This is a genomic window from Paenibacillus sp. FSL W7-1332 (assembly GCF_037969785.1).
Lineage (GTDB): Bacteria > Bacillota > Bacilli > Paenibacillales > Paenibacillaceae > Paenibacillus_AQ.
The window spans coordinates 7,120,484-7,143,585 of sequence record NZ_CP150209.1 but is presented as its reverse complement, the minus strand read 5'-3'; the positions used below and the strand labels follow the sequence as shown (position 1 = coordinate 7,143,585).

Genomic DNA, 23,102 nt, shown 5'->3' with positions numbered 1-23,102 from the left:
TCGATGGACCTCGGGCAAGCCCTTTTTTTATCCGAATGGCTCCCTGCATTTATAACAGCTTCTTGATATCCTCTTCTATTTTTTCCGGAGTATCCGTTGGCGCAAAGCGCTTGACCACCTTGCCGCTGCGGTCCACAAGAAACTTGGTGAAGTTCCATTTAATCGCTTTAATGCCGAGTGCGCCGGGCGCTTCACTCGTCAGATGCCTGTAGAGCGGATGGGCACTTGTGCCGTTCACATCAATTTTGGAGAATAAGGGGAAGGTGACGCCATGATTGAGCTTGCAGGCCTCCTCGATCGCGGAGTCCTCCTCCAGCTCTTGATTCATGAACTGACTGCTGGGGAAACCGAGAACGGCCAATCCTTGATCGCGGTAGGCTTGGTGCAGCTTCTCCAGGCCGTCGAATTGAGGAGCAAAGCCGCATTTGGTTGCTGTATTGACAATGAGCATGACGTCGCCTTTATAAGACTCCAGCGTTTGGGACTCGCCGCGTATCGTTTTTACTTCATATTCATAGATGGACATCGCCGTAGAACCTCCTCCAATGAGATGTATATACAATCAGAGTATATTCTTTCGCTGTAGATTGCAATTTGCTAGAAACGGCAGCGGCAATTATATGCTATTTGTATGACAAAAGCTGGAGTGTAATACATGATGCGGAAGTATAAAAAGTAAAATTTTGTATTTTCATCTGGACTTATTTAGGAGATGTATGATAGTAGTAGAATAAGTGCTTATCGAATGAACCAAAAGGGGTACTGCTGAAATCATGTGTGGGAGGACGGTATGAGATTAAAAACACAAATGCTCAAAACGACGGTGACCAGCCTGCTGGCTTTTATGTTCATCGTCCTCATTGTTCTGGTTCCGAGGGATTTGAATCTGTCGCTGGACAGCAATTTGTGGGTGACGAATTATTCCTTTGATCTGGGTGAGTATGTTACGTATATTCGCGATTTTTTTGTTGCCGCCATTCAGAACGGGACGCTGGGAGAAACGCGATATATCGGTCAGTCCTCGGAAGCGGCCGCTTTTGGGGCCGTCGGCAAAAGCCTGCTGGTTATTGTATCCGCTTTAATCCTTGGATTTGTGTTCGGCATTCTGAAGGGAGTCCTCGACTATAAATTGTCCAAGACCAAATTCAGTGTGCTGGGGCATTGGACCACATGGCTGTTCCAATCCGTTCCGGATTTTTTCCTGATGCTGATCGCCCAGTGGGTGCTGATTAAGCATGTACCGGCTGTCCGCTATTTTGCGGTTGACGGCTGGGAGGCCTTCGTGCTGCCTTCGCTGCTCGTGTCGATTTACCCGATTTTCTTCATTGCCCGAATCACGTCGGCTTCTCTGCTTGCGCAGGAAGGCAAGTTATACATACTGCTGGCTAAAGCCAAAGGGCTGAGTGACCGAAAAGTCGTATACAAACATATGCTGCGCAACGGTATCGCGACCATCCTGACCCATCTTCCGGGCCTGCTCGTCTTCATCTTGTCCAACCTGCTCGTGGTGGAATATTACCGCAACTATCCGGGGGCGGCGTGGAGATTGTTTCTGGCACTGGATTTCAATACGTTCAGCGGCACCGGCGGCAATTATGAACCGGGTGTCATTATTTATATCGCATTTTCCTTCATGGTGCTGTTCATGATCGTCCAATGGATCAGTCAATCGGCACGCAAGTACTTTGATCCCCGATCAGAAATGAGGTGAGTCGATTTGAAGAATGTCCCTTTATGGATTGGCGGCACGCTGCTTGCCTTCTTTGTTTTTGTTATGCTGGCGGGGCCGTATATGCCCTTTATCGACAAGGATTTGAAACAGGAAACCTCCAGATGGGTGATGAAGGACGGGAAGCAGAAGCTGACGCTTCCGCCCTATAAGCCTTCTTCGAAGAACTGGCTGGGATCGGATAAGAAGGGGGTCGATAATCTGAGCAAGCTGGTTGTGACCGCCAAGGATACGATCCTGCTTGTGCTGGGGATTACGGCTGTTCGATATGCGATAGGCGTGCCCCTGGGATTGATCGCCCGTAAGAAAAAAGGCTTCGTCCACCGGTTCATTACCTTCTGGAACCAGCTGTGCTCCTATTTGCCGCCGGTCTTCGCTTCGGCTCTGCTGCTTGCGCTGCCATTCTTTCTCTTCTCCCAGCAGCGGATGGGCTGGGCCATTCTGATTCTGGCCGGCGTTGAGGCCGGGCGGGTTGCGATTACGATACAGCAGCAGGCCCACAAAATGGCAAGTGAGCCTTACATGGAGGCCGGAACCGCGTTAGGACTTCGGACGAGAACGTTGACAAAGAATTATTATATTCCGGTCTTGTTCCCCGAGGTGATCGTCAACTTCTGCTTGGATATGGGGAAGGTCATGCTCCTGCTCGGCCAGCTTGCCATCGTGAACATCTTCCTCGGTCATGAATGGAAGGAAGTTAATTATTATGTCATGGAATTCGTGGAGACCGGGTATAACTGGGCGACCATTCTGTCCAAGCATCGAGCGGACATATGGTTAGGGAAGTTTCAATTCGTTGTGTATCCCGCATTTGCCATGATGCTGTTAATCATCACGTTCAACCTGTTAGGCGAAGGCCTGCGCCGTCGTTTTCAGGTTAAAGGCTGATCGGTACGTGGCCGCTAACGCGAATAACCGGAAGGATGAGAGTTTGCGCCAGGTGCTTTCCTATTTATTAGGACTGCCAGTGTCTGGTGAAACCGATCCTTCCGGTTTTTTTGATTGTGTAAAATGCTGCTGTTTACGCTTCTACAGGAATATCCGGGTGAGCCCAGACGGACACGCTGCCGCCGTTCACCGGAAAAAGAGCGAACCCATCCTTGCCGATCGTAATCCGATCCTGCCGTGTACGGGTCAGATCCATCCATATCTCCCCGGCTCGATGCTCGCCGACAAACATCCGCTTATCCCCGGCTTCGCCATTGGCGATGACCACCGCGCAGCCGGAAAACTCGATTTCCGGGATGCCGCGGCGGACCCAGCCGATCGTATTCGGGTGGTCAAAATAATCGTCCTGCTGGCCATACGCCCGATTCGCTCTGGCATACAGCAGCGGGTCAATCGCTTCCTTTTTGCCGGGAATGGGTTTCTCGCCGCCGATTCCGTAATAATCGCCATAGAAGACGGAAGGATAACCGTCCTTTCGCAGCAGGATCAACGCATAAGCGCTCTGCTTGAACCAATCCTCCACCCAGGATTCCAGCGATTCCTGCGGCTGCGAGTCGTGATTGTCCACAAACGTGACAGCATTCATCGGGTGCGATTGGACAAGCGTATCGTCAAAGATCGTCCGCAGGTCGAAGGAACGGCCGGCTTTGGAAGCCGCCTGGAGTTTATAATGAAGAGACACGTCAAACAGATCGATCCTGTAATCCACCGTATCCAGAAAGTCTCGGCAATCCTGAAGCTCGGGATTCCAAAACTCGCCCACGATGTAAAAATCATCTCCGCGCTTTTTCTTCATGGCAGTGGCAAATTCTTTAATGAAGTCATGGTTAATATGCTTGATCGCATCCAGCCGGAATCCGCTGCACTGCAGCGTATCCACCAGCCACTTGCCCCATGCGAGCATTTCCTTGCGTACATCCGGATGGCTGTAATCAAGGTTGGCAAACATCAGGTAGTCGTAATTGCCGAATTCATTGTCAACGTTATCGCTCCATGATTTGTTCTCGCCGACGATCCGGTAAATGCCGGAACGTTTGCTGATTTCGTCGTAATCGGTACCGTTAAAATGAGTGAAATTCCACTGGAACGAGGAGTATTGATCCCCTCGGCCGGGGAATGTGAATTTGGTCCAACCCTCAATCTCGAATGGCTTTGATATATCCTTGGTCCGATCCATCTCGTCGACCTGTACCACCCGAAACCGCTCGGTTTCATCTGCGCCCGCCTTATGGTTCATGACTAGATCGACATAGACGGCAATTCCGTGCTTGTGGCAGGCCGCGATGGCATCAATCAATTCCTGCTTGGTTCCATATTTCGTGCGAACCGTTCCTTTCTGATCGAACTCTCCCAGATCATAGAGATCGTATATGCCGTAGCCATTGTCCTCTGCGGACGTAGCTTTTGTCACCGGAGGAATCCATACCGCATCGATTCCCGCCTTGCTCAGCTCCGGGGCTGCGTTCTTGAGTCGGTTCCAGTGCGAGCCATCGGCTGCAACATGCCATTCGAAGAATTGCATAATCGTATGATTTCGTTGCATACTTCCATCTCCTCTATCATGATAGCTCTGCATATTTACTGCATACTAAGCTCAAATACCCAAGAAAGCAGGGGAGCTAAACCTTCCACCCGAAATGGGCGGACCGCCTCCATTTAGTTTTACCCTAAAATGGAAAGAAAAAGACGGGGGTTGTCGTATTGCGGCCATCCTAATATAGCTTGGATCCAGCTATTCACCACAAAAAAACCATCCCCTGCCGAGAATCTATCGCAAGGGATGGTTTTCCGTTTTGTACACTTTGGCTGCCTTTCGCTTACTTATGCCATGGCATAAGTAAGCAGAATCAGCAGCACGGTGGTGATGGACATGGCCAGCAGCGGCCGCCAGGCGCCGCGCACATCCTTCAAGTGGACATTCAGGCCAAGTCCGACCATCGCCATGGCAAGAATGAAGGAGGCTGCCTGAGAAATCGAATCTTTGATCGGCAGGGGAATGATCGGTTGTCCGGTAAATTCCCAGCTTCCCAGTACACTCGCTGCCATGAAGCCCAGCAGAAACCAGGGAAACTCCATCCGTGTATGACTCTGCATACGTCCGGTGCGCTTCATCCAGACCATAAGCGCGATACTGAGCGGTACGAGCAAGAATACGCGTCCCAGCTTCGCGAGCAGGCTAATCGCAAGGGCGTCCTCACCTGCTGGAGCAGCTGCCAATGCTACATGGGCGATTTCATGAAGACTGACACCCGACCACACGCCGTATTGGGTGTCTGTTAAGGGAAGCAGCGGCTGGACGAGGGTATAACCGATAGCAACAATGGTTCCAAGAAAGGCAATCAGCCCCGCACCTAGCGCAGTGTCCTTCTCCTTCGCCTTGAGGATCGGGGACACGGCGGCGATGGCCGCCGCACCGCATACACCGGTTCCAATGCCAAGCAGAAGGGACAAGGACATATCGGCTTTCAGCCATTTGGCAATCAGCAGAGTGAGCGCGATGGCAAATATGACGCTGATCACATCCCTCATCATTAAACCCAGGCCTTGCTGGAACACGATGCCGATATTCAGCTTAAGGCCATATAGAATAATTGCTAGACGCAGCAGCCGCTTGGCCGTGAATTGGATTCCTATGCGCAGTCTCTCCGGGTAACCTCGCAGCTGTCGATATACTGCGGCGATGAGAATCGCCCAGGCGAGCTGGCCAAGGTAGCCAAGGCCCGGCATGCTTGCTAATACGTAACCGATGAGAGCGATGACAAAGGTAAAGGCAATGCCGCCTGCTGTGGCGGGCAGCGTATGCTGTGTCCATCGAACCAGACGATGGACGTGTTCTTGTGATTTGGAATAGGCTGGCTCTGTCATTAGATGTAACCTCCGATTCGTTCGGTTGGTCTGAACCCATCGTATCCCATTCCAATGGATAAGAAAAATAAATCATTATAATGATCATCATAAGTAATATGTTATGGTAAATATAACTCATAACCATTCGTGGACATTGCGAAGAAGGAGGCAAAAAGCGTGGATCAACCATTGGAGGTATTCGTTACGGTGGTAGAGAAGGGGAATTTTACCCGTGCGGCGGAGGAGCTGCTGATGACACAGCCCGCGGTAAGCCAATATATCCAAGCGCTCGAGCGGTCTGTGGGCACCAAGCTGCTGGAGCGAACCAATAAATATGTCCGGCTAACCAAAGCCGGAGAGATCGTATACCATCATGCGAAGGACATTCTGGGCCTGTACACCCGCATGAACACGCTTGTGGACGATTTGATGCATCGGGCGAGCGGCAATCTGTCCATTGGCTCAAGCTATACCTTCGGGGAATATATGCTGCCGCATTTGATCGCTTATATGAGGGAACATTATCCCTTGATCCGCCCATCGATTATGATCGGGAACACCACGGAAGTGGCGGAGATGATACTGCGCCATGAGGCGGATATCGGCATTGTGGAGGGAGATTATCAGGATGATAAGCTGCATATCGAGGCCTTTGCCGAGGATGAGATGCTGGTGATGGTTCCCCGGGACGGGCGGTATGATCATCTGCAGGAGCTATCGCTCTCCGAGCTTGCGCATGAGACCTGGATTGTCAGGGAAGCCGGATCGGGCACCCGCGAGGCAGCGGAGCGGATGTTCTCACGGTATCATATTCGCCCTCAGCATATCGTGGAGTTCGGAAGCACCCAGCTGATCAAGGAATCCGTGGAGGCAGGCCTTGGCGTCACGCTGCTGTCGCGATGGGCGGTGCGCAAGGAGGTGCAACTCGGAACGCTGCATATGCTGGTACCGAATGGCAGACCGGTGGCACGGCAGTTCTCATGGATTACACAAAAAACACCTTATCATACCAAGGCCGTAGAGGTGTTTCTCGAGCTTTTGCATCATAAACGCGGTTTCCCCAAGGGGGTCTAAAGGAAGAGAATGACCCGGTGCAAGAGCATCCCCGTTAAGGGGATGTTTTTTTGTTCGGACATGATTACATACGCCATAATTGGTTAAAAATAGATACTAAAATCATAGATGAACAAACATGTAACGAATGATGTGAAAATCGGACGTAAGGAGGGTTAAACGATGAGAACATTTAATACAATAGCTTTGCTGTTATTGATTGTTGGAGGCATTAACTGGCTTCTGGTCGGCCTGTTTCAATACGACCTGGTAGCTGCATTGTTTGGTGGACAGAGCTCCATCGGCTCCCGCATCATCTATACGATTGTCGGTCTGTGTGCATTGTACTCGATCCGCTTCTTTGGTGATGTTACGAATGACGACCGAAATACAGCCAGATAGGTTACATTTAATCACATAAAAATGACATAGTTTTCGAGAAATATCCATATCCTCATAGATAAAAAAAGCCTTTCCGTGTTCAGGAATGGCTTTTTTTCTGTCCGAAATCCAAGATTGTCAGTGAATTGTAATCCTCATGTCAGGTGCAAGATCAACATATACAGTATGAAATTTCCAGTGTTTATGAGGCTTTGCATGCTCTATAGTTAAAGATAAAAACGACATATTTACGGGATTTGGAAGGAACTCATAGAATAAAGCCAAGCCATTGCAGCGCAGCAATCGGAAGTTAATGGCATGATAGGAAACATAACGTGATATCTGTCGGCATCCTCCGTGTTGCGTAAACAATGAAATGAAAAGGACTCCTTCACCATTAGGAAAGAGTCCGAACGAATAGCGACATAAAGACACCTGGAGGGGAGTGAAACTGTTACAACTAGGCGGTCCCCACTCTGTTTTATGAGTGGAATGCCTTATACATGGCATCCAGCAGGCTGTGTGTCGCATCACAGCTGTATTCCCAGAACATAATACCAGCCAAGCCTTGATCCTGTACGTATTTGCATTTATGAGTCAGAGATTCAGCATCATCGTAAGTAATGAAGCTGCTGCCATCGAATAAATAAGGCGCTTTGGCTTCGTCGTCCCAGTACCGCTTATAGGAAGGATTGCTAAAATACTCGGCAGCGAGCTGGGTATAGGTCGGGCCGTAACCTCCGGAGGAGGGAGCGACCTGGAGGTATCCGTTGTTTACGTCCGGCACATCATTCCACTTCCTGGAGTAGAACGCGGCCCCGATCACGATTTTTTCGCGCGGCACACCGGCTTGGGTAAACAGACGGACGGATGCATCGACGCTGATTCGGAACAGATCGCCGGTGGAGGTGTACAGGTTGGTGTGGTGGCCGGTCAGCGTCTGGAATCCGCCGCGCATATCGTACGTCATCAGCTGAATGAAGTCGAGATAGGGGTGGATGTCACGGATATCGGTGCCATCTATATAATATTGATCGGCCCCGGCTGCGATCGTGAGCAGATAGTGTGTCTCGTCCCGCCCGTACTGATCCAATGTTTCCCGGAGCTCCTTCAGCAGCATCGTGAAGTTCTTCTTGTCATTTGGCGATGCGGTCGTTCCTGCAATCGAGTAGCATGGATACTCCCAGTCCAGATCAATGCCGTCGAATGGAAACTCTTGCAGCAGCTTGATCGCCGATTCGCACACGCTTTGTCTTCCTTCGGACGTGGCTGCCGCTTTCGAGAATCCGTCGGAGCCCCAGCCGCCAACGGACAGCAGGACGATTAATTCGGGATTGACGGCTTTCAGGCGATGGATCCCGTGGATGGTGTTCGTATCGGTATACGTAATCTTGTCTTCTCGGATATGGGCGAAAGCGATATTTAAGTGAGTGAGCCGCTTGGCATCTTCGGTCGTGATCTCGGATAAGACCTTGCGCCCTGCGTAGCCGGCTAAAATCCAGGAGGATGGCTGCATGCGTAATCCCTCATTTCTTTTAGAATATGTCAGTTTTGCTTTTGCGGTTTATTTTTCCAACTTACGGTCAGATATGACATCTGTCAAGGCTCATCCCATTGGCCTGAATGACAATTTATCGGAGGGGAAGGGGGCAAAAACCACATGTTTTCCTGCTTGAAAACGACAATGACAGAAGTGGGTGGGACGTGAAAAGCCCGTCATACCAGCACATTAGGCTATTTTGAACAGACAATAGAAATGACATATTTACGGATCATGCGGCAGTCCATACACTTGGGATGTAAGCGTTAACAATTCTGAAGCGGGCAAGCCGCACGCTAAGGATGTGTGGTCAGGAAGGCTCTTTCTTTTACATTGAACAGGGGTGCTTTTCCGAAAAAACATGGCCGGATTTTCATTAGAAAAGGAGGGGGCAACCTATGCAGCAAGATGGTCAATCCGCCCTGACACAAAGCGTATCGGTTAACACGATGCCGAATCGTAAGAAAAATACATTATGGAGGAGGATGATTCGAAACTGGGAGCTGTATTTGTTTATCGCTCCGGCATTTCTGTATTTTGTCATTTTCCATTATGGGCCGATGTACGGGATCCAAATCGCCTTCAAAAACTTCATCCCGACGTTGGGAATAACGGGAAGCCCGTGGGTCGGATTCGACCACTTCGAACGCTTCTTTAACTCTTATTACTTCTGGGACTTGCTCTGGAATACCTTGAGCATCAGCTTGTATGAGCTGGCCATCGGGTTTCCGCTGCCCATCATTCTGGCATTGGCCTTCAATGAAGTGAAGGATTCATTCTTTAAGCGTACGGTACAGACCGTCACGTATGCGCCACATTTTATTTCAGTCGTTGTTATGTCCGGTATGATCATTACGTTCTTGTCGCCTTCGTCCGGCATGATCGTAAATTTTGTGGAAATGCTGGGCTTTCAGCCGCCGCAGTTCCTGACAGATCCCGCTTGGTTTAAGACTGTGTACGTGCTGTCGGGCGTCTGGCAGAGCGCGGGCTGGGGTACCATTATCTATCTGGCCGCTTTGTCGGGTGTCGATCCGCAGCTGCATGAGGCTGCCGTTGTGGACGGTGCGAGCCGATTCAAACGCATCCTGCATATTAACATTCCGGCGATTGTACCAACGATCACCATTCTGTTGATCCTGAACATGGGCAGCATTTTGGGCGTCGGATTCGAGAAAATCCTGCTCTTGCAGAACCCGCTGAATATGAGCTCTTCCGATGTCATCTCGACTTTTGTTTATCGCTCCGGTCTGGTTGACGCACAGTACAGCTTCTCTACCGCCGTCGGATTGTTCAATTCGGTCATTAATGCGATTCTGCTGATTGCGGTGAACCAAATCGCTCGTCGCACCAGCGAAAACAGCCTGTGGTAGAAGGGGGAATAACATATGTCATCCACGGTAAGGGAAAGCAAAGGGGATAAATTATTCCTGCTATGCAACTACATCTATCTGACGATTGCACTGATCATCGTGCTGTACCCGCTGCTGTACATTGTCAGCGCCTCTATCAGTGATCCGAAGTACGTAAGTTCAGGTGAAATGTGGCTGATTCCGAAAGGGATAACTTTTGATGGATATGCCCGGGTGTTTGAGAATGCCAACATTTGGATTGGCTACAAGAACACGATTATTTATACAGTGATAGGTACGATCGTGAATCTGATTGTCACGCTGCCTGCAGCCTATGCGCTAAGCCGCTCAGATTTTGTGGGCAGAGGATTTTTTATGGCGGTGTTCCTGGTTACGATGTTTTTCGGCGGGGGACTGATTCCGAGTTACCTGCTCGTGAAAGATCTTGGCATGGTCAACAGCATGTGGGCTCTTATTCTGCCGGGAGCTGCGTCCATATGGAATATAATTGTATCCCGGACGTTCTTCCAATCGACCATTCCGAAGGAGCTTCAGGAAGCGGCCCATATCGACGGCTGTACGAACTTCCGGTTATTCATCAAAATCGTATTGCCGCTCTCGATGCCGATTATTGCCGTCATGGCACTTTTCTACGGCGTCGGACATTGGAACAGTTACTTCAGTGCCATGATTTATCTGAATGATGCCGCGAAGTACCCGCTTCAGCTCTTCCTGCGTCAAATCCTGGTTCTTCAGGAGATGGCGGCACAGGGCGGCGGGGCGATTGACGCCTCATCCGCAGCAGCGATGAATTCCAAAGCGGAAATTGCCGCACTGGTCAAATATGCGGTCATTATCGTTGCGACACTTCCGGTTATTGCTGTTTATCCGTTCCTTCAACGTTATTTTGTGCAGGGTGTTATGATTGGTTCCGTTAAGGGCTGATCTTAAACCATACAATCCACACCAAAAAAGGGGAGTTGTTGTCATGAAAAAGCTTCGCAAGGCATCATCTATTTTACTCTGCCTCACCCTCTCAGCAACAATGCTTGCAGCCTGTGGTTCACCTAAAGGAGATGGCGCTGCTACAGCACCGTCCGGGACAGCCAGCACGGAAGGGGTAAAGAAGGAAGGTTTCCCGATTGTGGATGAGCCGATCACGCTGACGGTCATGTCACAGGATGCCGGTGTAGCCGATTGGAATACGATGCCCGTACTACAAGAGATGGAGAAATTGTCAGGCATCAAGCTGGAATATCAGCTTTCTCCGATTGACAGCTTTGAAACAAAGAAAAATCTGGTGTTTGCGAGCGGCGATTTGCCCGATATGTTCTATGCGGCGGATCTGAAGCCGGCTGAGCAGGTAACTTACGGCAGCCAAGGCATCCTCATTCCGCTGGAGAAGTACATTGACGAAGGTTATGCACCGAACATCAAAAAGATATTGGATGAGAACCCGGATGTCCGCAAATCCTTCACGACCCCGGACGGACATATGTATGCCCTGCCGTTCGTCGACAAGGCTGCTGTATGGTACAGAGGCCCGATGTGGTATAACGGCAAATTCTTAAAAGCGCTCAACGTGTCCGAGCCTAAGACTACTGAGGAATTATATACATTCTTGAAACGCGTCAAGGAAGAAGATCCTAACGGAAACGGAAAGAAAGACGAGATTCCGCTGACTTCCGTCAAGCTGGATGACCTGCGCATGTACTTCTTCGGCTTCTGGGGCATGTACAACGAAGGCATCTATTCCGACAAGGATGGGAAAGTACACTACCCTTACCAGGAAGAAGGCTACAAAGGCTATCTGACGTTCATGAACCGTCTGTGGAAGGAAGAACTGCTGGATCATGAAACCTTCTCGCAAACAGGCGATCAGAAAAAAGCCAAGGGAGAAAACAATCAGCTGGCTCTGTTTAACGACTACCATGCGTACTTCACGCTTGGCGGCGAGCCTAGCAGCGAGCATCCGCTCATGACGCCGGTGAAGAGTGAAATCGCCGACTCTCCGGTATATGGCATGCATCCTGGTATGTCGGCAAGAGGCACATTCGCCATTTCGAGCAGCAACCCGGCTCCGGAAGCGACCATGCGCTGGATCGATTACCTGTACAGCTATGAAGGCGCTACGCTGTTTAACCAAGGACCGGAAGGCACCCTATGGAAATTCAAGGATGAGGCTAACCGCGTGAAAGAATGGCTCCCAGTGCCAGGCGGCGGTGATCGTGAGGAGTATCGCGGCAAAATCACGCCGAACTACGGTATTTTGACACCTGGCGTCAATGATCCGGATGTTGCGAAAGGTCTTCGCACCGAATTCGATGAGTGGATCGATCAGCAGAACCAAGAGAAGCTGGTGCCGATCGGCAAATCGCCATTCCCTAACGTTTATTTGACGAATGAAGAGCAGAGCGAGGCAACTGCGCTGTTGTCCGATTTGGAAACGTACGTGAAACAGATGGAAGCCAAATTCGTAACAGGCCAAGAGCCGCTTGAGAATTGGGATAAATACGTCGCACAAGTCAAGAAAATGGGCAGCGACCGTCTCGTCGAGCTTTACCAAGGCGCGTATGATCGCTGGAACGCCGAGCAATAATCAGATGCATATATGAAAAACAAAGAGCCAACGTATCCCGGTCGCTTCATGACCGGGGGTTGGCTATTGTTTTTAAGGGGCAGGCGAAGCCCGTTCCAATGATCTTCAAAAATATCGTTATCAACAAATGACTATTGGAGGTACACCATGTCGGAGAACAAGCTGGTTGAGGAAGAGCAAGCGGTAGTGGAGCAGGGCGTGCACAATTTCAGCAGTGAGGACAAATGGGTCAAGCCGGAGGATCCGCTGCTTCTGGAACGCTTGGAATGGTTCAAGGACCAGAAGCTGGGCTTGATGATGCACTGGGGGCCGTATTCCCAGTTGGGCCTTGTTGAATCTTGGGCGCTGAGCGATAAAGACGCGGACTGGTCGCGAGACGGCATTGACTGGGACATCGATGCGGAGGAGCTTAAGCGGCAGTATTTTGATCTGAACAAGACCTTCAACCCGCTTCGCTTTCAGCCTGATCTGTGGGCTGACCTGGCAGCCGATAACGGCTTCAAATATTTGAACTTTACTACCAAGCACCATGACGGATTCTGCATGTGGGATACGCATACGACCGATTACCGTGTTACGGGACCGGAATGTCCGTTCCATAGGCATAAACACGCCGATATTACGAAGGAGCTGTTCGATGCATTCCGTGCCAAGGGGCTCGGCATCTCCGCCTATTTCTCCAAGGCTGATTGGCATACCCCGTACTACTGGGCGCCGGGAATGGAAGCGGGGAGCTTCACTTCTCGCGGCCCTAGCTACGATCCGAAGAAATATCCTTGGCTGTGGGAACAGTTTGTCCAGTTTACCCATGAGCAGATCATGGAGCTGATGACCCGTTACGGCCGTATCGATGTGCTGTGGCTGGATGCAGGCTGGGTGAACGATTACCGGGATCAGAATATCCGATTGGGCGAAGTGGTAGAGAAGGCGCGTGAGATTCAGCCTTGGCTTCTCTCGGCGGACCGCACGGTCGGCGGGCCTTACGAGAATCTGATCACGCCGGAGCAGACCCTTCCTGAGCGTGCCCTTCATGTGCCGTGGGAGAGCTGCATCACGATGGGAACTTCCTTCTCCTTCCGCTACGAGGATCGTTACAAAACGGTGCGTCAGCTCATTCACCTGCTGGCCGAGATCGTGGCCAAAGGCGGAAATCTAGCGCTCAATGTGGGCCCGCAGCCGGACGGAAGGCTGCCCGAGACGGCCATTTCACGAATGAAGGGCATGGGAGAGTGGCTGAAAGTCTATGGGGAGGCCATCTATGGGACCCGTGTCTGTGAGCCGTATTCCTCCGGCGCGGTCCAGTTTACCCAAAAAGGCGATACCACCTACGCCATTTATCTGTATCGAAATGAGCAAGAAGCCGTTCCTGAGGAGCTGCACATTCCGATTCAGACGGCGTTCAGCCGCATAGATCTGGTCGGGGGTCAGGAGGCGCTGGATTATCGCCGCACGGACGATGGCGTCGCGGTCCGACTTCCGGATCAGGAGCGTCAGGGGCTGGCGCCGATCGCGCATGTATTGCGGTTTCGTTAAGAGGCGGGTTATATAAACGTGTTTTTCACGTACAAGGACTTAAGAAGAGGTGTGGACAGATATGCAGAAATGGTTCGAAGAAGCCAAGCTGGGCATCTTCATTCACTATGGCATCTATGCCGTGGACGGAGTCTCGGAATCTTGGTCCTTCTATAACGGGAGGATCACGTACGACGAGTACATGAAGCAGCTGGACGGTTTTACGGCATCGAAATTCAATGCGGAGAAATGGGCGGATTTGATCGAGAAATCCGGCGCCCGGTATGCCGTGCTGACAACGAAGCACCATGATGGCGTTGCGCTGTGGGATACGCAGTACAGCGATCTTAACGTGGTCAAGCGGACGCCGGCCAATCGGGATATCGTGCGGGAGTATGCGGAAGCGATCAGGGAGAAGGGTATTCACCTTGGCATGTACTTCTCTCTAATCGATTGGTCGCATCCGGATTATCCAAGCGTGTTTGAAGGAGGCCGGGTACCGGAGGATCTCAGCAGCGTCAACCCGCACACCAGTCCCGTGGACGGTGTTCAGGATCAGGAGAAGTGGCAGAAATTCCTGGAGTTTAATAACAACCAGCTGCGGGAGATCCTGACGAATTACGGGAAGGTGGATCTGCTGTGGTTCGATGGCGACTGGGAACGGAGTGCCGAGCAGTGGAATCTGCCGGAGTTCAAGCAGTACCTGCAATCCTTCAATCCGGATATCATCATCAACTCACGGCTTCAGGGCCACGGTGATTACAAAACGCCGGAGCAGGGCATTCCGATCACGAGACCGGAGGGGCCTTGGGAATTCTGCACAACGATCAACAGTTCGTGGGGTTATGTGCCGACCGATCATAAATACAAATCATTGAACCAGATCATTCGGATGTTCTGCGACTGCATCTCGATGGGCGGCAATATGCTGCTGGATATCGGTCCGCGCGAGGACGGCACCATCGATCCAAGGCAGGAGGACATTCTGCTTGGGCTGGGCGCGTGGATCCGGACCCATGAGGAGGCCGTATTCGGAACGGGCGAAGGCATTATGACCCGCTATTATCTGGGGGGAAGCACGATTTCCGAGGACACAAAGACATTGTACCTGTTTGTCTATGACGATCCGAAAGAAAATGTGTGCATCAAGGGGCTGTGCAACCCGATCAAGAAAATTACCGTGCTGCATTCGGGCAAGGAGCTTACCCACGAGATCCATGGGGGCGTGCCTTGGTTCAATATCCCGGGGACGACGTGGATTAAGATGACTCCTGAAGACGCGCATGAGCAGGTGACGGTTCTTAAGCTGGAGTTTGACGAAGAGCTGGAGATGTACGGCGGCACGGGAGCCGTTGTCACGCATAACTAACCATCACGGGGAGGGACGCGCTTAATAGGTGCCAAGCCTCCCTCATGAAGCGGAGAGAATGACATGAACAGAAGTGGTGTGCCGGAGCCAAGGATTGAGTATGCTCCCAAGCATTATATATGCAAGCGTGCGGGGCAGCCGCTCGTGCTGGACGGTCGCGTGGATAAGGCGTTCTGGGATGCGGCGGAGTGGACCGATGATTTCGTAGATATCGAGGGGGACCTAAGGCCGAAGCCGGCCAAGCGGACCCGGGTCAAAATGCTGTGGGACGACGAGTATTTCTATTTTGCCGCGGAGCTGATCGAGGATCAGATATGGGCGACGCTGACGGAACGCGATTCGGTTATTTTCTATGATAATGACTTTGAAATATTCATTGATCCGGACGGAGACAGCCATCAATATTATGAATTCGAGATTAATGCCTTGAACACGGTGTGGGACTTGCTGCTCGTGAAACCGTACCGGGATGGCGGACCTCCGGTCAACGGCTGGGACATCAGCGGTCTTAAGACGGCGGTGTTTATCGACGGGGAGCTGAACCGACCGGGCGCCGATAATCGGAAATGGAGCGTGGAGGTGGCAATTCCTTGGGCTAGTCTCAAGGAATGTGCCGAAGGCGGCCGCCGTCCTGCACCAGGTGAGTTCTGGCGCGTCAACTTCTCGCGCGTGGAATGGCAGACCGAGATACAAGACGGCGAATATCGCAAGGTGCTGAATCCGGAGACAGGCAAGCCTTATCCGGAGGACAATTGGGTATGGTCGCCTATGGGCATCATCAATATGCATTACCCGGAGCTGTGGGGTTACGTCGTATTCGCCGATGGCGAGGAACGCCAGCCGTTCTCGCTTCCGGAAGACGAACGGATCAAGTGGGAGCTGCGGAGACTCTATTACCGGCAGCGAAATTATTATGAAACCCAGGGTGAATTTACGAAGGATGCACAGCAGCTCATGGGCGAGGATTCATGGAGCATCCAGCCTGTGATTGAAACGACCCGCAGCCTGTTCCAGATTAGCGCCCCTTCGTCGGACGGCACGGCTCTAATCTGCATTCGGGAAGACGGAAAGCTATGGAAGGAGTGAGCTTAAGGATGACCAGCCAAACCGCGGTATTCTCGCTGGATTCGCAGACACAAGAGCGGATCGAGCAAAAGTTCCGGGAGAAGGTAGTCTTTGCGGAAGCCCGCAAAGATCAGCTGTTTCATGTTTTTGAGCAGGAGCTGACCGAAGAAGAAACTTGGGCTCTGAAATATTTGTTTGCCTACATGCCGGTGAACGACATGGCCGACTATGATGGGCAATTGTTCTTGAGTCATGTGCGTCAAGCATTGGACATCCGTAAGCGCGTGCCTTGGGGCGAGCGTGTGCCGGATCATTTGTTCCTGCACTTTGTGCTTCCTTACCGGGTCAATACGGAGAATATTGAGGATTTCCGCGGTATTCTCTACAACGAACTGGCCGAACGGACGGCGAAGTTATCGATGGCGGATGCCATTCTGGAAACCAATTATTGGTGTCATGAGAAGGCGACCTATATCGGCAGCGATCTGCGGACGATTTCGCCGCTGACGATGATCCGGAACGCACGCGGACGCTGCGGCGAGGAGTCCACGCTGGCGGTGGCCGCGCTTCGAAGCATTGGGATCCCCGCGCGTCAGGTTTATACGCCGCGCTGGGCACATTGCGACAGCAACCATGCCTGGGTGGAAGCATGGGCGGACGGCCAGTGGTATTACATTGGGGCATGCGAACCGGAAGCCCGCCTGAATCAAGGCTGGTTCAGTCCGCCGGCACGCAGGGCGATGCTGATCAATACGCGAATATTTGCCGATTATCCCGGACCGGAGGATATTACCCTCAATGAAAAGGGATTTACAGAGATTAATTTACTGGAGAACTATGCGCCGGCCCGCACCCTTTACGTCAGCGTGAAGGATAAGCAGGGAGAGCCCGTATCCGGCGCAAGCGTTCGATTTGAGCTGTATAATATGGCCGAATTTTACCCGATTGCCGAAATCAAGACCGATGAGGAAGGGAAGGCTTCCTTTAAAACCGGTTATGGCGACCTCTTGGTTCGCGCGGTCAGCGGCGGCAAATGGAGTGAAATCCTGTTCAAGACTCAGGACGGCGAACATATCGAATTTGTGCTTGATTCATCCGAACAGCCGTCAGGGATTGTGGATTTCGATATGGTTCCTCCGCCGGAGGGAGAAGGAGATGCCGCGTCGGCGCTGCCGGAAGAGAGGATCCGGGCTCATAACCGTCGTCTGGAGGAAGGGACGAAGGTCCGGACCGAATATGAGGGTACATTCCTGAGCGAAGAAGAGGCATTCACGCTGGCTCAGTCACTAGGACTGCCTCCGGAGCGGGTATGGGACGTTCTTCAAAAAGCCAGGGGCAACAGCAGGGAAATCGCCGCATTCCTGGAGGAGCGTACCGGCGATTATGGCGAGTGGCCGCTGCTGCTGCTGGAGTCGCTGAACGAAAAGGATTTGATTGATACCTTCCGGCAGACGCTGGATGATCATCTGATGGGTGCGCTCGCTCAGCGTGGAGAGTGGGATGAGGATACCTTCGTGAAGTACATTCTGTGTCCGCGGGTTTCTTATGAAATGCTGGTTCCGTATCGACGCGTATTCGGCGATGCCTTTACGGCTGCAGAAGCAGCGGCATTCAGGAAGGATCCTTCTGCGCTTGCCGGACGTTTGGAGAAGGGTTATGCATATGCAGACGACCTTCCTAACCTGAAGGGTAAGGGGAATCCGGCAGGCACATACAGTCTCATGAAGGGAGACGAGCAGTCGCTGGACATCCTGTTTGTGGCGGTATGCCGCAGTCTGGGGATTCCTGCCCGACTGCATCCGAGCGAGCAGAAGCCGCAGTACTTATGTGCTGGAGGCTGGGAAGATGCAATCTTCCGTCTGAACTCGTCGCGGAATCAGGAGAGCTCAAGCTGGGGGATGCTGCAGCTCCTCAGGGATCCGAAAGGCTCGCAGGACACGCCGGCTGCATCCTATGCCGAGAACTTTACTTTCGCCCGCCTGGAAGACGGCGTGTACAAAACGCTCGTGTATCCTTATGGCAGCACCGATGTTTACGATGAGCCATATGAGGTTGAACCGGGTTCGTACCGCCTAATGTCGGGCATCCGGCTGAAGGACGGAACGGTAAGAGTGCGCTTCACGTACTTTACCGTGCGTGCCGGAGACACCGCGCGCGTGGCGCTGACCTATCGTGAGACGGCGGTTGACATTCCGGTGCTGGGCACACTGTCTCCGGGCAGTACGCTTACCCGATTGGACGGAACGGGAGCCAATCTTAAAGATCTTCTGGGATCCGAGGGTGCTCTTGCTGCCTGGATCGAACCGGAGCGGGAGCCGACCAAGCATCTTCTCCGCGAGCTCAGCGAGCTGGCCGAGCCGCTGGATAAGCTGGGCCTGCCGATTGTGCTGATAATCGGGAATGCGGAGTGGACGGCTTCCTTTGATCCGGCAAGCTATCCGAAGCTGCCGGCACGCACCGTTTTTGTACGGGATTCCAGTTATGCTTCCTTGTCGGGCTTCATCCCGAATCCAGCAGCCCATGAAGCCGGTTATCCTCATCTGTTCGTCCTGGACAGTGAGGATCAAATCCGTTATTCGGCTTCCGGATATAAGATCGGCACCGGGAAGGAAGCCCTGCAGATTGCGACCGCGATATTACAACCCTAGAAGGGATCGGAGTGAAGAGTAATGACGAAGTATATTGTGGCGGGTTACGCCGTCGATTCGGTTCTTCCCGATATGACGCAAGAGGATTTGCTGAAGTTGACGCATCTGAACGTAGCCTTCGGTCATGTAAAAAATGATGAGATCACCACCGAGCATTTGAAGAACGGCGAAGTTGTCCGGAACATCAAACGGGATCACCCGAATCTTACGGTGCTTCTGTCGGTTGGCGGCTGGAGCGCCGGTGGTTTCTCAGAAGCAGCCTCAACCGAAGGCGGAAGGGCGCGAATGGCCGCATCCGCCGTACGGGTGCTGGAGGAATATCCTTTTGACGGGATCGATCTGGACTGGGAGTATCCTTGTTACGGTGAGGCCGGCATAGGGTCGAGTCCTGACGATAAACGGAATTTCACCCTGCTGCTGAAGACGATCCGGGAGGCGCTGGATGCCAAGGGCTCCCGGGATGGCCGTCATTATCTGCTCACGATAGCGGCAGGGGCTGACCAGTACTATGTAGACGGCACAGAGATGGCTGAGGTGCAGCAGTACCTCGATTTCATCCAGCTGATGACCTATGATATGCGCGGCGGGTTTCAGGTTCTGACCGGACATCATACGAATCTGTACACGCCAACCGGTGATCTGTTCCGAATCAGCACGGATGCTTCCGTGAACCTGTTTGTTCGCGCCGGTGTTCCGAAGGAGAAGATCGTCATCGGTGCCGCATTCTATTCCCGTGTATGGAACGAGGTTCCGGACCGAAACCACGGCCTTCACCAAATGGCCGGCAGCACGGGCGGTTATGGGCCGGCCTTCGCCGAGCTGGCTGCGGATTACATCAACAAGAACGGCTACATTCGTTATTGGGATGAGGAAGCCTGTGCACCGTACCTCTTTAATGGCTCCAGCCTGATTTCATATGACGATGAGGAATCGATTCAGTGCAAATGCGATTATGTGAAGGAACAAGGCTTGGCTGGGATCATGTTCTGGGAATACGGGTGTGATTCGACCCATCGCCTGTTGGGTGCTATGCATCAAGGACTTCAAGACAATTTAGCCGGTAAATAGGAATAGTGACGGGTTCCTGTGAATCTGATGACTCGGATATGAGTTTAAAACATACGAAAACCTCCCCTGAACAGTGCCGCTCAGGGGAGGTTTCTATTTATGCGGCGGAACCGCTACCGGATGCACACTTCTTAGCCATTGTCCGAAACCGTTATCCGATATACTCCTTCAGGCCAATCGTCCAAATCGGTTTACCCGATGTACTCCTCGTCGTCGTCATCCGTGGAAACGGCGGCGCTGTCGGGGCTATGCATTTTGCGGTATTGACCGGGCGTGTATCCCGTCTCTTTCTTGAATTTGCGGATGAAGTTCGGCGTGTCCAGGTAACCGACCCGGGTGATGATATCTTTTAATGGATCGGTGGTGTGCAGCAGCAGTCGGATCACCTCGTCCATCCGTTTCTGCCAGATGTACTGGGTGAAGTTCATGCCGATCTTCTCCTTGAAGGAACGGCTGAAATACGATGAAGAGATGGAGAATTTAGACGAGATCGTACCCAGACTGAGGTCATAATCCGTAAAATTGGCGTCGATATAAGCGACGATTTCGTCCATCAGGGAGCTTTCTTCCGTCTCGCTCTTCGCCTCGACATGGGCGCAGATTTCAGCGGCAAGGCCTGCCAGCTTCTTCTCCAAATCCTCCAGCGAGTCATAGGAAGTGACACGCGGCAGCTGATTGACCACATGATGGATGCCCAGCTCCGAGGCCGTTTTCAGCATCGTATTCAGAATATCGAAGCAGATGCAGCGCAGCAGCGGTACGGACGGCATTTCCGTCTTCAGGTTATTCAATGCGGTGGATACCATCTGAACCGCCACATCGTAACTGCCCTGTTTCAAGCTCTGAACCAGCTTCAGCAGCACATCCTTAGGGACCCAGAAGGATGAATCCTGTGCGCCGGAACCGGAAAGCGCGTTAAAGAAGGTGCTGCTGCCCTGTCCGTGCAGCATGGATGCCTCCAAAGCGGTTGAGGCTTCAATGAAGGATTGATTCAGCTGCTCCGGATAACTGTAGCGGTTGCCTACCCCGATCGCAGGAGAGACGCCTGTGTGCTCTGCCGCCATCGATTGCAGGGCAAGGGCGATCGGCTCCATACGGGCGTTAAGGCTCGCTTCATGCCCGGTTTCCGCATCGAATCCGACAATGAGGGCCAGCTGATCGGGCTGTGGAAGCTCCACTCCAAAGGCATAGGCGGAGAAGGCCGGCAGGTCCACATCGTTCATTAACTGCATCACGGGCCGCCGCTCCGGATTGTCGCCAATGGGAAGGGCGTGCGACTCCCACCCCATGGTCACGACAAAATAATGGGACCGGCTGAAGCGAATGCCCAGCTTCTCGGTGAACTCGAAGGGGAATTCACCGGTATGGCCATGCTTCAGCAGCATGAGCAGAATATGATTCCGCGCATAGGGCTCTTGGAGATCGACGCGCTGGCTGTAGTCGTGCAGCGTTTTCTTGATCCATTCCAGTTCGTTGCTGGATGTGGACGGTTCCGGGTCATTCTTCAACCGGATGAACTCCATTAAGTCTGAAATCGGATGGTATTGTCTGCGGGCCAGCATAATAGCAAGAATGGTGCCCATCACCACCACGAAGGAGAATACCAGAATTACAAAGGTACGAATATGAACGATGCGGCTGAAAAATTGGTTGCTTGGCATCGCGGTGACATAAGTCCAGCCCGCATCGGATTTGACGGATACAACCGAATGCGGCTCTTGGTTTAAGGAAAGGCTGTGCGTTCCGGGCTCAAGCGCGAACAGTGCGCTGACTTCCTGCTCGGTAATGGTTTCGCCTTGGTAGTTGGCGGCCAGCACTTGTCCGTAGTTATCGAATATATAAGTCATCCCATGGTAGTCGCTGAGGATGGAGTCGATCAATCCGGTCAGATTGGATTCATGAATCAGGTACATGACGGTTCCATGGGCGGGCGTATTGTTAGGTGCGATCGGCACAAGGTAGGCCAGCATGGAATTTTGGATTTTGGTTCCCTGAACCACTTGCTCCGCCGGACGCATGGTCGGAATCGGGACGGAGTTTAAATCGCGGACCATCTCCGTTTCGTTCCAGCTGTTGAATTTGTAGCGGTCGGTGAAGACGTTCAGATTCTCAAAGCCCTGTGACGAATAAATGCTGTTATCCCCGCGGAAGAACAGGAACAGCTCATCAATGATGGAGCTGGTGGCTTTGTATTTGACCAAGGCCCCGATAGATTCGCGGCTGTAATAGGGATGGTGGGTCCAATAACGGGTCAACTGCTCATCGTAGGCGATTCGAAAGGCAATGTCCTGCAGTTCTTTCATGCGCTCATCGATGACCGTTTTAGCCTGGGTCAATTGATTGACGTTGGTCTGCTCGATCTCGGAACGGAGTGTATTCACGGCATTGTGATAAATAATAATAGTTAATATAACAAGAGGTATCAGAAAAATGGAGATGTAGGACAGTGTGTATTTAAGCAGAAGCTTGGACTTGAAGTGATTCCATTTCATATCTGCAACCTCCCGTTTTTAGATTATAGAATGATAAGATTTGAAACTGAATAAATTCTATAATCGCAAGAAAAACTTCCTCTAATCGCAGTCTGTATTGTGTAAAGTCCGTTAATAGACGTGTTTCTTTAAGATATCAGAAGTCTTAAACTTAGAGCATGGCCTGCCTGATATCACAAGAAAAACAACATCTAAACGCGGTCTGTCTTCTCTAGAATGAAAGTCGATAGTCGTTTTTTCTTGTAGAAACTGGTAGCGCTATCATAAATGACGGCGAAGTGATGGCCCAAATGCCAAACCGTTAGATGTGTCTACTAAAAATACTAGGAGAACTCGACTAATAAATCAATGGATCATTTCTAAAAATAAGTGGAATCATGCCAAAAGTCTCAGCTCAGGGATTGATGTAACGAGCCCATGGATGCAGATGAATAGGAGAGGCAAAGGATGGAGCCAAGGGATTTCGGTAGATGATTCGAATGTAATTATTCATAACATATAT

17 protein-coding genes are annotated in these 23,102 nt (G+C 51.7%); 12 read left to right on the top strand and 5 right to left on the bottom strand.

Annotated elements, in window-relative coordinates:
- Positions 1-49: 49 nt before the first annotated feature.
- Entirely contained in the window at positions 50-526 is a 477-nt protein-coding gene (locus tag MKX98_RS32440) for a glutathione peroxidase (protein ID WP_339220476.1), read from the bottom strand.
- 264 nt (positions 527-790) lie between these two features.
- Here MKX98_RS32440 and MKX98_RS32435 point away from each other — a divergent pair, with 264 nt between their 5' ends.
- Together MKX98_RS32435 and MKX98_RS32430 are read left to right on the top strand one after the other, a co-directional pair.
- Entirely contained in the window at positions 791-1,711 is a 921-nt protein-coding gene (locus MKX98_RS32435) for an ABC transporter permease subunit (protein WP_339220474.1), read from the top strand.
- A 6-nt stretch (positions 1,712-1,717) separates the two neighbouring features.
- Positions 1,718-2,617: an ABC transporter permease subunit gene (locus MKX98_RS32430; RefSeq protein WP_339220473.1), complete on the top strand. Its 900-nt coding sequence runs from the start codon at positions 1,718-1,720 to the stop codon at positions 2,615-2,617.
- Between the two features lie 133 nt (positions 2,618-2,750).
- On the opposite strand, the gene MKX98_RS32425 is transcribed toward MKX98_RS32430, so the two are convergent.
- Together MKX98_RS32425 and MKX98_RS32420 are read right to left on the bottom strand one after the other, a co-directional pair.
- Positions 2,751-4,220 carry an alpha-amylase gene (locus tag MKX98_RS32425; protein WP_194540042.1) on the bottom strand — a complete coding sequence of 490 codons (1,470 nt, stop codon included), beginning with the start codon at positions 4,218-4,220 and terminating at the stop codon, positions 2,751-2,753.
- A gap of 278 nt (positions 4,221-4,498) precedes the next feature.
- Positions 4,499-5,542 carry a putative sulfate exporter family transporter gene (locus tag MKX98_RS32420; protein WP_194540041.1) on the bottom strand — a complete coding sequence of 348 codons (1,044 nt, stop codon included), beginning with the start codon at positions 5,540-5,542 and terminating at the stop codon, positions 4,499-4,501.
- 159 nt (positions 5,543-5,701) lie between these two features.
- Between MKX98_RS32420 and MKX98_RS32415 the strand changes: the two genes are divergently transcribed.
- Both MKX98_RS32415 and MKX98_RS32410 read left to right on the top strand, forming a co-directional pair.
- Complete coding sequence (locus MKX98_RS32415; protein ID WP_339220471.1) at positions 5,702-6,598, top strand: LysR family transcriptional regulator; 897 nt, start codon at positions 5,702-5,704, stop codon at positions 6,596-6,598.
- Positions 6,599-6,760: 162 nt separating this feature from the next.
- Positions 6,761-6,979: a DUF378 domain-containing protein gene (locus MKX98_RS32410; RefSeq protein WP_071218753.1), complete on the top strand. Its 219-nt coding sequence runs from the start codon at positions 6,761-6,763 to the stop codon at positions 6,977-6,979.
- 460 nt (positions 6,980-7,439) lie between these two features.
- Here the strand turns inward: MKX98_RS32410 and MKX98_RS32405 are convergent, their stop codons facing one another.
- Positions 7,440-8,474, bottom strand: a complete 1,035-nt coding sequence (locus MKX98_RS32405; RefSeq protein WP_339220469.1) for a glycoside hydrolase family 18 protein — start codon at positions 8,472-8,474, stop codon at positions 7,440-7,442.
- Positions 8,475-8,896: 422 nt separating this feature from the next.
- On the opposite strand from MKX98_RS32405, the gene MKX98_RS32400 reads away from it, so the two are divergent.
- From MKX98_RS32400 to MKX98_RS32365, 8 genes are all read left to right on the top strand, one after another.
- Entirely contained in the window at positions 8,897-9,868 is a 972-nt protein-coding gene (locus MKX98_RS32400) for an ABC transporter permease subunit (RefSeq protein ID WP_113057797.1), read from the top strand.
- 15 nt (positions 9,869-9,883) lie between these two features.
- Positions 9,884-10,792, top strand: a complete 909-nt coding sequence (locus MKX98_RS32395) for a carbohydrate ABC transporter permease (protein ID WP_071218756.1) — start codon at positions 9,884-9,886, stop codon at positions 10,790-10,792.
- Positions 10,793-10,835: 43 nt separating this feature from the next.
- The gene (locus tag MKX98_RS32390; RefSeq protein WP_071218757.1) at positions 10,836-12,446 is read left to right on the top strand and encodes an extracellular solute-binding protein; all 1,611 of its coding nucleotides are present in this window, start codon (positions 10,836-10,838) and stop codon (positions 12,444-12,446) included.
- Between the two features lie 147 nt (positions 12,447-12,593).
- Positions 12,594-13,979, top strand: coding sequence for an alpha-L-fucosidase (locus MKX98_RS32385; RefSeq protein WP_194540037.1), 1,386 nt, complete (start codon positions 12,594-12,596; stop codon positions 13,977-13,979).
- 61 nt (positions 13,980-14,040) lie between these two features.
- Positions 14,041-15,327 (top strand): alpha-L-fucosidase, encoded by a 1,287-nt coding sequence (locus MKX98_RS32380; protein WP_339220465.1) that lies wholly within the window; start codon positions 14,041-14,043, stop codon positions 15,325-15,327.
- Between the two features lie 63 nt (positions 15,328-15,390).
- Positions 15,391-16,413: a carbohydrate-binding family 9-like protein gene (locus MKX98_RS32375; RefSeq protein WP_339220463.1), complete on the top strand. Its 1,023-nt coding sequence runs from the start codon at positions 15,391-15,393 to the stop codon at positions 16,411-16,413.
- An 8-nt stretch (positions 16,414-16,421) separates the two neighbouring features.
- Entirely contained in the window at positions 16,422-19,040 is a 2,619-nt protein-coding gene (locus tag MKX98_RS32370; RefSeq protein WP_339220461.1) for a transglutaminase domain-containing protein, read from the top strand.
- A 21-nt stretch (positions 19,041-19,061) separates the two neighbouring features.
- Positions 19,062-20,108: a glycoside hydrolase family 18 protein gene (locus tag MKX98_RS32365; RefSeq protein ID WP_194540033.1), complete on the top strand. Its 1,047-nt coding sequence runs from the start codon at positions 19,062-19,064 to the stop codon at positions 20,106-20,108.
- Between the two features lie 191 nt (positions 20,109-20,299).
- Here the strand turns inward: MKX98_RS32365 and MKX98_RS32360 are convergent, their stop codons facing one another.
- Positions 20,300-22,600, bottom strand: coding sequence for a helix-turn-helix domain-containing protein (locus MKX98_RS32360; protein ID WP_194540032.1), 2,301 nt, complete (start codon positions 22,598-22,600; stop codon positions 20,300-20,302).
- Positions 22,601-23,102 lie beyond the last annotated feature (502 nt).

Excerpts from the sequence above, each read along its gene's own strand:
- MKX98_RS32440 (WP_339220476.1), bottom strand. The coding sequence starts at position 526 with ATGTCCATCTATGAATATGAAGTAAAAACGATACGCGGCGAGTCCCAA.
- MKX98_RS32435 (WP_339220474.1), top strand. The coding sequence starts at position 791 with ATGAGATTAAAAACACAAATGCTCAAAACGACGGTGACCAGCCTGCTG.
- MKX98_RS32425 (WP_194540042.1), bottom strand. The coding sequence starts at position 4,220 with ATGCAACGAAATCATACGATTATGCAATTCTTCGAATGGCATGTTGCA.
- MKX98_RS32420 (WP_194540041.1), bottom strand. The coding sequence starts at position 5,542 with ATGACAGAGCCAGCCTATTCCAAATCACAAGAACACGTCCATCGTCTG.
- MKX98_RS32410 (WP_071218753.1), top strand. The coding sequence starts at position 6,761 with ATGAGAACATTTAATACAATAGCTTTGCTGTTATTGATTGTTGGAGGC.
- MKX98_RS32405 (WP_339220469.1), bottom strand. The coding sequence starts at position 8,474 with ATGCAGCCATCCTCCTGGATTTTAGCCGGCTACGCAGGGCGCAAGGTC.
- MKX98_RS32400 (WP_113057797.1), top strand. The coding sequence starts at position 8,897 with ATGCAGCAAGATGGTCAATCCGCCCTGACACAAAGCGTATCGGTTAAC.
- MKX98_RS32395 (WP_071218756.1), top strand. The coding sequence starts at position 9,884 with ATGTCATCCACGGTAAGGGAAAGCAAAGGGGATAAATTATTCCTGCTA.
- MKX98_RS32390 (WP_071218757.1), top strand. The coding sequence starts at position 10,836 with ATGAAAAAGCTTCGCAAGGCATCATCTATTTTACTCTGCCTCACCCTC.
- MKX98_RS32385 (WP_194540037.1), top strand. The coding sequence starts at position 12,594 with ATGTCGGAGAACAAGCTGGTTGAGGAAGAGCAAGCGGTAGTGGAGCAG.
- MKX98_RS32380 (WP_339220465.1), top strand. The coding sequence starts at position 14,041 with ATGCAGAAATGGTTCGAAGAAGCCAAGCTGGGCATCTTCATTCACTAT.
- MKX98_RS32375 (WP_339220463.1), top strand. The coding sequence starts at position 15,391 with ATGAACAGAAGTGGTGTGCCGGAGCCAAGGATTGAGTATGCTCCCAAG.
- MKX98_RS32370 (WP_339220461.1), top strand. The coding sequence starts at position 16,422 with ATGACCAGCCAAACCGCGGTATTCTCGCTGGATTCGCAGACACAAGAG.
- MKX98_RS32365 (WP_194540033.1), top strand. The coding sequence starts at position 19,062 with ATGACGAAGTATATTGTGGCGGGTTACGCCGTCGATTCGGTTCTTCCC.
- MKX98_RS32360 (WP_194540032.1), bottom strand. The coding sequence starts at position 22,600 with ATGAAATGGAATCACTTCAAGTCCAAGCTTCTGCTTAAATACACACTG.